At 44.8% G+C, this 13,439-nt stretch carries 11 protein-coding genes; 2 read left to right on the top strand and 9 right to left on the bottom strand.

Going from position 1 to position 13,439, the window contains the following annotated elements; translation table 11 throughout:
* The first annotated feature begins 72 nt into the window (after nucleotides 1–72).
* The gene (locus tag BLV90_RS10595; RefSeq protein WP_091740474.1) at nucleotides 73–912 is read left to right on the top strand and encodes an alpha/beta hydrolase; all 840 of its coding nucleotides are present in this window, start codon (nucleotides 73–75) and stop codon (nucleotides 910–912) included.
* Between the two features lie 408 nt (nucleotides 913–1,320).
* Here the strand turns inward: BLV90_RS10595 and BLV90_RS10590 are convergent, their stop codons facing one another.
* The 8 genes from BLV90_RS10590 to BLV90_RS10555 all read right to left on the bottom strand — a co-directional run bounded on the left by BLV90_RS10590 (nucleotide 1,321) and on the right by BLV90_RS10555 (nucleotide 12,108).
* The gene (locus tag BLV90_RS10590; protein WP_091740665.1) at nucleotides 1,321–1,890 is read right to left on the bottom strand and encodes a hypothetical protein; all 570 of its coding nucleotides are present in this window, start codon (nucleotides 1,888–1,890) and stop codon (nucleotides 1,321–1,323) included.
* A 676-nt stretch (nucleotides 1,891–2,566) separates the two neighbouring features.
* Nucleotides 2,567–2,977 carry a DUF1259 domain-containing protein gene (locus BLV90_RS10585; RefSeq protein ID WP_091740471.1) on the bottom strand — a complete coding sequence of 137 codons (411 nt, stop codon included), beginning with the start codon at nucleotides 2,975–2,977 and terminating at the stop codon, nucleotides 2,567–2,569.
* Between the two features lie 445 nt (nucleotides 2,978–3,422).
* Nucleotides 3,423–4,214 carry a DUF2797 domain-containing protein gene (locus tag BLV90_RS10580; RefSeq protein ID WP_218142299.1) on the bottom strand — a complete coding sequence of 264 codons (792 nt, stop codon included), beginning with the start codon at nucleotides 4,212–4,214 and terminating at the stop codon, nucleotides 3,423–3,425.
* Nucleotides 4,215–4,297: 83 nt separating this feature from the next.
* Nucleotides 4,298–4,879 carry a glycerol-3-phosphate acyltransferase gene (locus BLV90_RS10575; protein WP_091740468.1) on the bottom strand — a complete coding sequence of 194 codons (582 nt, stop codon included), beginning with the start codon at nucleotides 4,877–4,879 and terminating at the stop codon, nucleotides 4,298–4,300.
* 34 nt (nucleotides 4,880–4,913) lie between these two features.
* A complete protein-coding gene (locus BLV90_RS10570) occupies nucleotides 4,914–5,486 on the bottom strand; it encodes a nitroreductase family protein (protein WP_091740466.1) in 573 nt (190 codons plus the stop codon).
* A 144-nt stretch (nucleotides 5,487–5,630) separates the two neighbouring features.
* A complete protein-coding gene (locus BLV90_RS10565) occupies nucleotides 5,631–6,677 on the bottom strand; it encodes a YkvI family membrane protein (protein WP_091740463.1) in 1,047 nt (348 codons plus the stop codon).
* 77 nt (nucleotides 6,678–6,754) lie between these two features.
* The gene (locus BLV90_RS10560) at nucleotides 6,755–9,199 is read right to left on the bottom strand and encodes a transglycosylase domain-containing protein (protein WP_091740460.1); all 2,445 of its coding nucleotides are present in this window, start codon (nucleotides 9,197–9,199) and stop codon (nucleotides 6,755–6,757) included.
* Between the two features lie 245 nt (nucleotides 9,200–9,444).
* Nucleotides 9,445–12,108, bottom strand: a complete 2,664-nt coding sequence (locus BLV90_RS10555) for a transglycosylase domain-containing protein (RefSeq protein ID WP_091740457.1) — start codon at nucleotides 12,106–12,108, stop codon at nucleotides 9,445–9,447.
* A gap of 243 nt (nucleotides 12,109–12,351) precedes the next feature.
* On the opposite strand from BLV90_RS10555, the gene BLV90_RS10550 reads away from it, so the two are divergent.
* The gene (locus BLV90_RS10550; RefSeq protein WP_091740454.1) at nucleotides 12,352–12,534 is read left to right on the top strand and encodes a hypothetical protein; all 183 of its coding nucleotides are present in this window, start codon (nucleotides 12,352–12,354) and stop codon (nucleotides 12,532–12,534) included.
* A 93-nt stretch (nucleotides 12,535–12,627) separates the two neighbouring features.
* Here BLV90_RS10550 and BLV90_RS10545 read toward each other — a convergent pair whose 3' ends face one another.
* Nucleotides 12,628–13,389 carry an SDR family oxidoreductase gene (locus BLV90_RS10545; RefSeq protein ID WP_091740452.1) on the bottom strand — a complete coding sequence of 254 codons (762 nt, stop codon included), beginning with the start codon at nucleotides 13,387–13,389 and terminating at the stop codon, nucleotides 12,628–12,630.
* Nucleotides 13,390–13,439 lie beyond the last annotated feature (50 nt).

Raw genomic sequence — 13,439 nt, 5'->3', positions numbered from 1 at the left:
CAACCGATGTTAAAATAGAAGCGAGATCCCTATTCATCGTTTAAGAACCTATTCACTCAAAGGAGGATATCAATGGAACATCGTAGTTTTCTAATTGACCTTAAAAAGGAAGACCGTGTGATTCGTGGAGATATTCGCGTGCAATCGACTGAAGGCCTCCACCCGATCCTTATTCTCTGCCATGGATTTAAAGGATTTAAAGATTGGGGGTTGTTTCCCTACGCTGCGGAAACCTTAGCGAAAGCAGGATTTGCTGTCATATCTTTCAATTTTTCGATGAACGGAGTGGGAGAGGACCCCTCTACCTTTGGTGAACTAGAGAAGTTTGCTCAAAATACCTTCAGTCATGAACAAGAGGATCTGGCCCATGTAATGAAGGGCATCCTCTTAGGGAAATTGCCCTTCTCCGCTAATATGAATACCAATCAGATTGGAATAATCGGCCATAGTCGCGGCGGAGCGAGTAGCCTCCTCTTCGCTCTAGACGAACCTCGAATCCAAGCCGTCGCCCTTTGGAATAGCGTCGCTCATCCCGACTTTTTATCCCCAGCATTTAAACAAGAGTTGCGCGAAAAGGGACGCGCCTATATACCTAATGCACGTACCAAACAACAAATGCCAATCAATGCAACTCTCCTCGAAGACCTGGATGCCAACCCAGAACATTACGATATCCTTACGCGTCTTACCCAATATGATCGCCCTTTGTTAATCATCCACGGGGAGAATGACACTTCCGTTCCTATTGACGCGGCTCATCATCTGAATGAAGCATCTTCTCATTCCACCCTACATGCCATCCCTGGAGCTGATCATACCTTTGGAGCCGTTCATCCCTTCCAGGGGGAGACTTTTTATTTAAGAGAAGCATTGGAAAGTACCATCGATTTCTTCCGCAAAATTTTTAGCTAAAATTTTAGAGACAAAAAGACCGACCACATGGTCGGTCTTTTTGTCTCAAGGGGGTCAAACTCGTATATCGAAAAAAGAAAGGGTTTATAACACTCATAAGATCCGCCCTCCCCCTCATCCTTATGATGGAGGAAGTGTCAATGATATCCTGTATTCATTGGGTACTCTAATCATAATTCATCTAAAAATACATGTCAATCATTAAAATCATTAAAGTTGGATTTTTCGCTATATTGTTACTCATATATAAATTGGGATTTATTTTCAATAGACTCTCTTCTCTTTGTAGAACGGTGGAAACCTAGTAGAAGTTTCAAAAGATATGATTTTCAAAAATGATGTTGTAGTCGATATCAAAAACCCCTATGCTCCCATTTCAATTAGCGGAACACAGGGGGGTTCATTTTTTTATTTTATACTGATTGCCGACGCTACGTTATCCCAATCTGAAGCCATATTTGCTGTTTTGCCATACCAATCGGAATGTCTAAAATAAACGCCTCTTCCATACCCTTGAGCAGAAGTGTGCTCCCATAGAGTGGTGGCATAGCTGTAGTACGGAGATGCTGTGCTCAAGGAGGAGATTCGATCGTTCCAAGCAGAGCTTAGATTAGTAAACCCGCTTCTCCAATAGATGTATTGGCCCCCTTGATTTTTGTTCTCATAAAAATCTGTGCAACAGGGACCACTACCCAGGGTGGAGAATTTACTTTGTTGGCTTTTTTTATCCTTTTCTGCAAATTGGTTGGCTTTCTCTCTGCTTGTAAAACCATAGGCTAACCATTCACCATCTTTATTCTGCTTAGGAAGTACCATGGTTACCTGAATCCCATTACCTTCCGAAGCGGTATTGGCTTGATTCTTTGCCGTTACATTTTTGCCATCCACTTTGAGGTAGTAAAAAGATTTTATTGTATTATCTTTATCAGCTGCAACGGACGCTGGAGCCATACCTCCCAAAACTACCATCAACGCCATTACCGTTATTAAAATCTTTTTCTTCACATGATTCACCCCATTATTTTTATTCGCACTACTCCGTGTCGATTTTCCGTCGATTATATGTCAGATCAGCCAATTCACCAAAGTTCCCTATAACAACCCCGTATTCGCTCCATCGATGGGAAGATGATAAACTGAAAACTGAGGCTCTATTATCTATCTTTCCAGGTTCGGTGGAGCGCAATTACCCTGGGCGCCCATATGAAAGATAGATTAATATATTTATATGTATAGGAGCTTATACACCGATATCAATCATTTAGCATCATTAGATCGAATTTTACTGGCTGTAGTACAAATATTTTTTAGTTGGACGCTACTCTAAGCCAATTTTTTAGCTAGATATTTGCCTCCCTTCTCATTTCCCCATCCCGGTTAATACCCCGCGGAAAAGGGGAATTAATTCTTATTTTTACAAATTTTGATACAACTTCATTATACAATATATGATATAAATTTTACAAGATGGAAAAACAAACTTTCTGTTATAGACCAATTTAGAAAAATATTCAGAATATTGTGATGTATTGATGCTTTTTCGGCCCCAAAAAAATCCGGCTCCCTGTACATTAGGGAGCCGGATCACCGGATGTAGTCATTTTTAATTTAAACACACGGTAAGATACGTTGACTTTCTCCGCCTCAATGGAATTTAACCTAAGAAAGCAATAGATTGTTTAGTTTTAGTCGCAAATGCGATGGGTTTATCTATAGATTCCCAGTGAATGTACATCAAACGGGGGCTTTCATTTAGCCAGTGATTATGAAGCGCTGTTACTATAATCCCATTTTTTTGGAGATTCCTAATTAATCGGTTCGCTTGATTTTGGAATACTGCCGTTTCACCTAAGCAGAGCGCGCGTCCTTGACAATCAAGAGATTCAAATGAAAAGAGTTGATGGTTAACTAGAGGGGAATTTGTACGTCTGCCTAAGATTTTTACATCCAATTCCACTGGACGACTTACAAAACAAACGGGCCCTTCTTCGATTTCTGATTCTCCACCTAAAATCCTTGTAAACTGGCTGCAAAGCCTTTTAAATTGACGGCTTACCTTTGTCATACAATCTTCCTTCCCATTTATCAATCGTATTTATAGTTTTAATGATGGTATTCTATGCTCAACAAGAGAAGAAGATTGTGTGTATGCTTAGTTAATGGTCTTTTATAGTAAAAACATATAGCCCGATTTTTCTTTGAATGAAGACCCGGTATAGCCCCCCAGGTCATGAGGCGCCGTGAAGAGTACTACCCTCTATGCAAAAAAACGCCGCAAACCATTATATAAAGGTTTGCGGCGTTTCCTAAGTTGAGGATTCGAGAACTGTAAGATCTCCATCAGCTAGCATTGAATCAAGCCGTTTTATGTACGGTGCACGATATCCCTTTGACTCCCAGTTGCAATATAGCGATATGAGAGACTGCATAGCTTCTACGCCGTCAAAGAGACTAACTATCAAAAAACGGGAACGTAAGTTTTTCAAGAAGCTTCGTTTAACCAATCCTCTTTACACAACAAGGGCCACTTTGTACCCTGAAAACTTCCTTACATTCAAAACTCCTGTATCCAATATCAGATACTGGCCTTTAATCCCAATCAGTTTTCCACTCACTTCTTGATGCTTGTCCAAATTCCAAGCAGTAATTTTTTCTGGAATGGATACTTGTGGGTAGGAAATCGAGTGGATTTCCCCATCGACTAATAAGTATTGGCGAAATTGATCTGGGACGGTATCAAACAACTCTTCCCTGACCTTTCTCAAATCTCGCTTCGCAATTTCACTCTTCAACATCCGGCGCCAATTGGTTTTATCTGAGATATGCTGAGCTAGTTCAACTTCTATCTGCCCTGCCAACTTCCTACTTGGCACCTCAGCGATGGGTAATCCCTGGATTGCCCCTTGATCCACCCATCGTTTTAGCATATTGGCTTTCCAGGTGATCCCTACTTTCACCTCACTAGACAATGCCAAATATACGATATGCGGTTGCATACAGTGGGCTGCACCGAAAGCCTCATCTCGACATGTCCCTTTGTCAAAATGACAAAGCTCAGGCTTCACGATACAAAGATCATTTTCAGCTAAATCCCGAAAACATGGGAAACAAGACCCTGAGTTATAGGTTTTCTTAACCCTTCGGCCACAGTGAATGCAATTAATCTCGCCCTTAAACTTAATCCAAATGGTTTCCCCTACCAAATCATTTAATTGAGCCCTATCTTGTCCTGTCCGAAAAAAATAGGAGACAGGGCTCGTATTGTCATGTTGCAAAGGTCGTAAATTACCCACCAGTTCCAACAGTGGTTCCCCCTCATCCAATTTCTCTTTCTATTTATATTGTATCAGAAGGAATTCGGGAAGAGGAAAGAGGAACATAGGGATTATCCCCAGCGCCGGAACCCCCGAAAATGAAACGGTCGCTCTGATCCACGTCGCCATCGTGCAATCGGTTCCCGATAACGAAACAAGATTAACGTACCTAAAATAAAGACCACTATGATCACGTAAAAGCTAGGGAAAAGAACCAAGGATAAGAGAAGAACCCCTCCTGTCGCAACCACTGCAGAAATGGAAAGATATCGGGTAAGGAGTAGAACTGTCACGTAGATCCCAATGCCGATGATAAAGAGAAATGGACTAAGAATTAGCAAAGACCCAGCGGAAACCGCCATTCCCTTCCCACCACGAAAACCTGTAAAGATAGGGAAAAGGTGCCCCGTCACTACCATCAATGCCGCAAACGCAGCCCCTGACCAGCCAAGAAACATTAAGCCAAGAAGAGTAGCAATCGCTCCTTTGCCTACTTCCAGAAACAATATCCACATCGACTCTGACAAATTACGTGGTTGGTACACTCCATCATGAGGAGGCCATGCCCGAAAACCCTTTCCTTTCCATAAGCTAACAAGAGGAAGTGATCCGACTAGATAGGCAGTCACGATAATCAGCAAATACGTGGTCATCCCTATCGCCCCTCTACCGTTTCATTGTGAGCCCTCAGCAATCCCACCACTCTACACGCTCTTCTATCGGTAAACGTTCACGCTCACGTGACAAAACCGATGGATACCCAATATAGATAAAACCAAGTAATGTATCCATCTTCCTAAGTCCAAAAAACTCTTTCATTTTTGGATGATAGGTGGGCTTACCTGTACGCCATATAGCCCCCAGTCCCAAAGAGTGAGCGGTAAGTAGTACATTTTGAACACCCGCTGCTACGGCACAGATCTCTTCGATCTCCTCCACTCTAGGATCCTCAGAAGGAGTAACACCTACCGCGATAACTACAGGAGCACGAAGCGGTTTCTTTTTCTCCCTAGCCAGTTGGTCAGCCGCTTGTTCCCGCTCCTCCTCACTCAACCCCTCCGCTTTGATCTCCTTTAAAACCTCACCCAATCGAAGACGAGCATCCCCGCTTAGCACATAGTACAACCAAGGTTGTGTGAGATGATGATTGGGTGCCCAACGTGCTGCTTCCAACAATTTATCAATCAATCGTTTATCTGGTATTTCCTCGCTTACTTTCCCTACACTCCGTCGTGTTCGAATCGCTTCGCTCACATCCATCGCTATCCCCTCCAGGAATCTTTTTAATCAAAGTAGGAAAATTGGAATCAACCTTATCGGAAGGGTACTGGTTCTTGAAGAATGGTCTCGCTCTTTCTCAGGGGAACGTCCCATAATCCTTGAACACCCCTCTGGGGTGTTTTTTTAGAAACGTGGATAGCGACGAATCACGAGTAACAGGAGAACTAAAATCCCACAGTACCCAAAAAACGGATAGATCTTCCCTACAAACACATGAAAACCCACCAAGGAACAAAGATAGCCCAAGGTAAAAATACTGACCATCAAACTATGAAGACGAAGGGGGAGCTGTTGCTCTAAATTAGCAGCCAATCCATACACGTTCCCGATCAACGTTGTAAAGATCTCTCCCCACATCACTGCAAGAAAGAACCATTTCATCCCTTGACCCAGCGTCTCAATCACCAGTGCCATAGGAATTTCCATACCAAATACCTCTGGAGACTCAAGGGCAAGAGCAAAGTTGCTGGACAACAACATTAACCCAAGCCCCACTCCCCCAAGGATTCCACCCATCTGCAAGGTTTTCTCATCTTGAATCTCATTTCCCATCGGGACGAGTACCGCTTGGGACATCGCCAGATTAAAGGCTACATAGGTTAAAGCGGAGGAACTCCAATGCCCCTTTTCAGCAATGGATGCCGTACTAAGAAATCCATCCAGTCCTCCACTTTGAAACCCCTGGACTCCAACCAGAACGGTAAATAAAAACATCAGCGGAACCACCAAGGCATTGACTGATAGGATCCCATCCATCCCTCGCATGATGATGAAATAAGCGATAAGCGACGTACCAATGACGCCAACGTGGAAGGAAAGACCTAATTGTTCTTCAAACAATGCCCCTGTTCCCGACATCATCGCCGTCGTTACCCCAAATAAGACAACACCCACAAAGATATTCATCCAACGGCCGAAACGATCACCAAATAAATAATTATTAAACTCCTCATAGGAGTTTGCTCGTAAGCGCGCGCCCATCACCATCATACGAATCCCTAACCAAGAGAATAGAAGGGTTACCAGTAAAATCGACCAAATACCACCCACTCCAAAGCGCGTAAAGAAATGCATGATCTCCTGTCCTGAGGCAAAACCCGCTCCCACTACCGTGCCGATATAGGCAAATCCGACACGGGAGGCTGTAATCCACCGCTCGTGAACAGCCACCTACAACCCGCCTCCCCTCAACTCGTCCCGTAAGACAGTCTATGGGAGGCAGGTTCTAGTTAGAACGAACGATGGTTCTATCCCCGACGTCGCCTTCGAAGGGGTGCTTGATCTTGGTCCCCTCCAGGAATTCCAATTTGCTCTCCTTGATCCCCTTGTTGGTTTCCTTGTTGATCACCCTGTTGGGTTCCAGGTTCACCGCCTTGTTGTTCTCCCTGTTGATCCCCCTGGATATCCCCTTGTTGCTCCCCTGGTTCATTGGGAGGCTTTTGCTCTGGTTCTATCTTCACCGTCACAGTATTCGAGGGATCTGAGACCTCATTGGTTTTCGTATCAACGGCAATGACCCGGTAGGTATAGCTTCCTTTTCCTCCTCGGAAAAAATCATCCAGGGGGTTTCCTCCAACACGGATATCGTAATCGGTCCAACTTCCATCCTCTGTTTGACCAATCGTACTCCAATTGGAACCATCCTCTGTCCTCTCTACCCGATATTGCAAACGATCAGAGTAATCGTTCCAATTCAGTTGAACGGAAGGGTCCCCTTTTAGATAGCGCCCTTTTAAATCGACTGCTTTAAGAGTAAAAGGTGGTTCTGGCTCTTTCACACCTGGATTTTCAAATCGACTGATCGGTGTTCCAGCTAAAGCATCAGCCATCACTGCCCTGAAAATCCTCGCTGGATACTCACCCCCAGTCAGCTCTACTTTTCCATTTTCTTTGTTGTAGACCATTGCCGCCATTACATATTCCCGTGTATATCCAACAAACCACGCCCGCTTACTATTCTGTGTGGTGCCTGTCTTCCCAGCTACATCGCGACCATCGGATAATTGTGCGTTTCGACCCGTTCCTTGTTGCACATTGTACCGCAACATCCGTGTGAGATAGTAAGCAGTTTTTGGAGAAAATACTTGGTTGCCCCTGGTTATATCCGACTCCGTCTCCCATTCTTGATTACGAGTCGTGATTTTTTTGACGGCATGGGCCTTCATCATCGTTCCTTTATTATCGAAGGCTGTATAGGCTTGGGCCATTTCAACTGTGCTTACTCCTTCATTTAATCCTCCCAATGCTAGTGCAGCAGGTGATTCCTTATCCTGTTGATTCAAAGGAAGGCCCATCTTCTCCCCATACTCAGCAGCAGTATCCATCCCTACTTTTTCTGTTAACAACCACGCTGTAGCAACGTTAAGTGACTTAGCCACCACATCCTTTAGAGGAAGGCTACCATAATATCGCTTTTGCAGGTTTTGTGGCCTCCATGAACCCACTTGAAAGCCAGCAGGATCCTGTACTGTGGAATACTCATTGTATCCTTTTTCTTCTACTGCAGGAGCGTAAACCGTGATCGGCTTGATTGCAGACCCAGGTTGACCCTTTTCTGTAGAGCGTAAGAGATACCCACGACCTAGGTACTCCCTACCTCCTGCAATCGCTGCTACCCCACCGGTTTTCGGATCGACCATGGTAGCTCCTCCATCCAAATCTTTCCGATTCTTAAAGAGGCTATCCCTTTTAAAGGCATCCTCCATCGCTGTTTGTGCTTTGGAGTCCAAATAAGAGTATACTTGATAACCTCCGGTGGCTAACTCTTTTTCGGGAATGCCAAACCGCCTTGACGCCTCGATCATGATGAAATGTTTATAGGCTTGAAAGCGATCCGCCTTCAAGTATTTGCGCAGGTATTTAGGATTCACCCCTAAGTCAGTCTGTTGATACTTTGACTTCTCTGCCTCGGTAATAACCCCTTCTCGGGCCATCAGCGATAGGACCAGGTTCCTTCGTTCCTTTGCCAATTTGGGATTACGATAAGGATCATAAGTGGAAGGTGCCTTGGGGAGTGAAGCGAGCAATGCTGCTTCCTGGGGTTTCAATTCATCCTTTGTCAGATCTTTACCGAAGTAAATCTTTGCCGCCATTTTAATCCCCTGTACATCATTACCCAAATAGATAAAATTCAAATAAGCCTGTAAAATTTGCTCTTTAGTGTAATCTCGCTCCAAATTCCAGGCAACCGCCACTTCCTTCAATTTTCGTGTATAGGTTTTTTCGATATTTTCCAAAACAACGTTGCGTGCTACTTGCATCGTAATCGTACCGCCACCCTCAGCCCGATGCCCTTTTTTGATATTATCGACAACAGCCCTAGCAATCGCCCTAAAATCAACTCCATTATGGCTATAAAAACGGCGATCTTCTACAGCAACGAAGGTATTTTCTAATAATTTACGGGATACTACATCTTTCATATGTACATACTCTCGTTGCGTAGGACCCAGCTTCGTTACTTCTTTTCCCTTCTTATCATAAAGTGTCGAGGCAAATTGGATATCCTTCATTTTATCTAAGGGCAGTGACTTTGCTGTAAGCATCACAGCTGTGCATCCACCAGCCACCAATAAGACTGTCGTCATCAAAACAAGCATGAACCATTTCCTATTAAACAGACGCCTTCTTCGTCTTGGTGACCTTTCTTGAGATTCAGATGAATCGGACTCTCCCCTCTTCCACTCATCCATCTTCTCAGCCCCCTTGATAACTGACTCTACACTTGCACCCTTAGCAACCTCCTACTACCTATATATTGATCTTGAAGCAAGATTTGTCATTCAATTCAATTAATCTTATCCTACTTCAATTCTCTATAAAATCCAAGTAGTCCCTTTTTGATACACAAAAAAGAGGATTTATGCCCTCATATCGGGCACAAATCCTCCTTTATTCCAGTATTTAAACCAATGTCAGCCTTCTTGTACGCGATTAGCTATCTAGGCCGATTTGGATTACCCTGAGTTCCTTGTTGTTGCCCAGGAGGAGGAGTACCCCCCGTTGGATCCTGGGGTTGAGTATCTCCACCAGGAGGGGGAGTCGTATCATCGCCTTGACCTCCCTGTGAGCCTCCCTGTTGAGCTCCACCTTGTGGGTTCCCCTGTTGATCTCCAGCTTGTGGGTTCCCTTGTTGATCTCCTCCTTGGGGTTGTTCATCTTCTGGCGGAGGTTTCTCTCCATCCTCCCCTGACTTTGCAGTGATCTTCAGTGGTGAGGATGGATCGGCCTCAGATTGGTCCTTGGTATCAATAGCAATAACCCGGTAGTAATACTCCTTCTCCGCAGGGTCATCACCGCCCCAGAATTTATCCCATCCACTTTTCTCCTCGGGTACTTCGATACTACTATCACTGTAGCCGCCATCTTGACTCTCTCCGACCGGGCTCCAGCTACTACCATCTTCCGACCGCTCAATACGATATTTGACACGGCCCTCTTGATCATAGTCCGTCCATTTCAAATTGATCGCTTTGGCATTGGCATCAAAGGAACCGGAGAGATCACTCACCTGCTTCAGTTCAAATGGAGGTGACGGCTCCTTAACCCCTGGTGGTCGTTTGAAATCTCTAATCGGTTTTCCTGCCTCTGCAACGGTCATTACATCTTTCCAAATCGGAGCTGCAAAACCACCACCACTAAGATCCGTGGGTGTATCATTATCCTTAAAGACGTTTACCGCAGCAACATAATCGGTAGTATAGCCAACAAACCATGATTCCTTACTATTTTGGGTCGTACCTGTCTTCCCTGCAACGGGTCGCCCATCAGCCAACTGTGCATTAACACCTGTACCGGTCTGTACAGCTTTTCTCAGCATGCGTGTCATATAATAAGCCGTCTTCGGATCATAGACTTGTTTATCCTCGACGATTGGCTTGTCCGGTTTGACTTCTTCCCCATTTCGGTCGATAAGCTTAAGCACAGCATGCGCTTCCGTGTTGCTCCCATTGTTAGCCAAAGCCGAGTATGCCTGGGCCATCTTCACCGTACTCGTCCCCTGAGTGAAACCACCCAAGCCAAGGGCTGCATAACTTCCCTTATCCTTCGGATCGAGTTCGATTCCGGCTTTTTCTGCATAGCTAGCAGCAGCACTCCTTTTCACATAATTATTTAACAGCCAAATCGTTGATGCATTGAGAGACTTGGAGACCATCTCTTGCATCGGAACCTGACCATAATATCTCCTCGTCTGGTTTTTTGGTGTCCAGTTACCAATGGAGATCTTTTCGTCTTTCACTGTCGAATATTCATTGAAGTTATGATCTTTCACTGCTGGAGCAAAGACTGTAATCGGTTTGATTGCGGAACCCGGTTGGATCTTCTGAGTAGCACGGGACAAGTTCCCAGTAATATAGTTACGTCCCCCGCCAACCGCCACTACTCTTCCATTTCCCCGATTCATCAGGGTGAGACCCGAATCTAGATTTTTATCTACCTGACCCGCTTTGTTCCTGAAGTGACTATCATTTTTTAGAGCCCTCTCAGCAGCTAGTTGAACTTTAGGATTCAATGATGTTTTAATCTTGTATCCACCATCAACGAGATCTTTCAGTTTATCAGGATCATTTGCGAAATAACGTTCTTTGATTTCACTCAGCACATAATCACGATAGGCCGCATATTGCCCACGTTTGAGATATTTTTTGAGGTACTTCTTATTAACGCCTAAGCCTGTCTTCTTCGCTTTTTCAGCTTCGGCTTCAGTAATGATTTGTCCGCCTGGCGTATCTTCGGCCATCTTATTTAAGATCGTGTTACGTCGATTCAAGGCTTCCTCTTTATTAACATAAGGATTATAGCCGTAAGGCGCTTTTGGTAGCCCTGCTAACAACGCAATTTCCTGGGGCTTCAGCTTCTGTTTCGTGATATCCTTACCAAAATAAATCTTAGCAGCCATCTTGATCCCACGGACATCATTGCCTAATTCGATATAGTTGAGGTATTTTTCAAGGATCGTATCCTTGGAGGCATTGCGTTCCAACGTCATGGCGACAGCCATCTCACTGAGCTTACGTGAATAGGTTTTCTCTGAATTTTTAAGTACGATATTACGCGCTACCTGCATGGTAATCGTACTCGCCCCTTCTGCTTTACCGAAGGATATGATATTTCGTACAACCGCACGTCCTAAGCCGCGAAAATCCACACCATTGTGCTCTCTAAACCGCTCATCTTCCACAGCAACAAAGGCTTTTGCCAATTCGGGAGACTTAATATCCTTCAGTTTCACATATTCCCGATTCGAACCACCCAATTGGATAACCGGTTTACCATTTTTGTCATAGATGGATGAGGAAGATGCCATTGCATCTACCGCTTCATCGATCGAATAGGTCTTACCAGTAAAAAATATCGCAGAACATCCACCTATTACGAGTAGGAGGCTGGTTAACAACACCAATAAAATCCATTTTTTATTGAAAAAGCGGAACCGCTTCTGATTACCGCCGTTTCCGCCGCCAGATGTTGAACGTCTTGATCTTCCCCCGCCAAATCCTCCTCGGTCATCACTACGTGAGCCGACAGAGCGAGCGGTAGAACGCCCATTCCCACGAGAACGAGAAGGAAGCGACCCTCGTTCCATCCGGTTACTCTCCATGTATAAAACCCCCTGGGATTCCTATATTCATCTTGGAATAGAGCTCTTGTCTAATTTTTCTAAGCTTTTTTGCTATCACGAAACGAATAAAATGAACATCACTCACGACTCTTCCACGCAATATAGCATACTTAAACCATTCTCTCTATATCAAAAATTGGAAATCATAGTTAATTACCCTTTGACTGTGATTCCCTATCCCCCACTTCTGGATATGGTATAGTGGGGGGCGAGGTGATTGTCATGAACGAAAAAGCGGCTGTATTCGCCTGCCATTTTACTGGAGTACTCGGCATTCTCGCATCCTGTCTAATGTGGAAAATATATGGTCCAACTGGCTTTATCCTGGGATTGGTCTTGTCGACATTCTGGTTTATCCTCGGTGTATGGATCCGACGCCAAGGTGGAGATCCGCAAGCAAATTAATAGGCACCTTATATTATAACGTAAATTCGACAATTTTTGTTACTTAGTTTCAAATGTAAAAACACCGTCTTCCAGTTAGTGAAGACGGTGTTTTTAGTGACCTCTGCGATTGTCGAATCCTCCTGTAACTGGCACCACCGCACCGGTGATAAAATCTGAATCCCGATGGACTAGAAATTGAATCACCCGTGCAAGATCCTCCCCTGTACCCGAGCGGCCAATGGGATTTTGGGGATCTTTTTTTCCACGAGCTTCGTTTATCATCGCTTCCTTAAAGGGGTGCCGTATATCCCCTGGGTATACCATATTGACGGTGACTCCATGGGAGGCTTCCTCCTGGGCCAAGCTTCGGGTTAGCGATACGACCCCGGCCTTCGCCGCGGCATAAGCAGAAAACCCAGGCCAAGCAGGTGCAGTCTCTACCTCTGGAAAACCAAAGGTGATAATCCGCCCCCAACCTTGCTCTCTCATCATCGGTAGGACTGCTTGTGCACAGTAAAATACACTAGATAGATTGCCATCGACCATCTCCCGCCACTGATCGTCCGTAAATTCGATAGTGGAAATGTGTTGAAATAGAAATGGACCCGCCGCACATACCAGCACATCAAGCCGACCCCAGCGCTGGTGAATCTCCTTTACCATCCGCTTTACCGCCGTCGGATTGGATACATCTCCTTGTAGTGCTATAGCTTGCTGACCCATTTCCTGAATCACCTGTACAAGCTCTTCTGCTTGTTTTTGACTGGTTCGATAGTTAATAGCGATATGATATCCAGCTGTAGCCAGGTGCTTAGCTACCTGCACACCAAGACCCGTTGCTCCACCTGTTACCCAGGCTACACTCCCCGTCATCCCATTCCCTCCCCCCTTGATGTTCACCAATAAAAAGGTGCTCTGCTCGT

The organism is Marininema mesophilum, from assembly GCF_900106775.1.
Classification (GTDB): Bacteria; Bacillota; Bacilli; order Thermoactinomycetales; family DSM-45169; genus Marininema; species Marininema mesophilum.
The sequence above is the reverse complement of the archived record's forward strand: the minus strand, read 5'-3'. Positions and strand labels throughout refer to the sequence as shown.

Coding starts and splice junctions, on each gene's coding strand:
- BLV90_RS10595 (WP_091740474.1), top strand. CDS start 73: ATGGAACATCGTAGTTTTCTAATTGACCTTAAAAAGGAAGACCGTGTG.
- BLV90_RS10590 (WP_091740665.1), bottom strand. CDS start 1,890: ATGGCGTTGATGGTAGTTTTGGGAGGTATGGCTCCAGCGTCCGTTGCA.
- BLV90_RS10585 (WP_091740471.1), bottom strand. CDS start 2,977: ATGACAAAGGTAAGCCGTCAATTTAAAAGGCTTTGCAGCCAGTTTACA.
- BLV90_RS10575 (WP_091740468.1), bottom strand. CDS start 4,879: ATGACCACGTATTTGCTGATTATCGTGACTGCCTATCTAGTCGGATCA.
- BLV90_RS10570 (WP_091740466.1), bottom strand. CDS start 5,486: ATGGATGTGAGCGAAGCGATTCGAACACGACGGAGTGTAGGGAAAGTA.
- BLV90_RS10560 (WP_091740460.1), bottom strand. CDS start 9,199: ATGGATGAGTGGAAGAGGGGAGAGTCCGATTCATCTGAATCTCAAGAA.
- BLV90_RS10555 (WP_091740457.1), bottom strand. CDS start 12,108: ATGGAGAGTAACCGGATGGAACGAGGGTCGCTTCCTTCTCGTTCTCGT.
- BLV90_RS10550 (WP_091740454.1), top strand. CDS start 12,352: ATGAACGAAAAAGCGGCTGTATTCGCCTGCCATTTTACTGGAGTACTC.
- BLV90_RS10545 (WP_091740452.1), bottom strand. CDS start 13,389: ATGACGGGGAGTGTAGCCTGGGTAACAGGTGGAGCAACGGGTCTTGGT.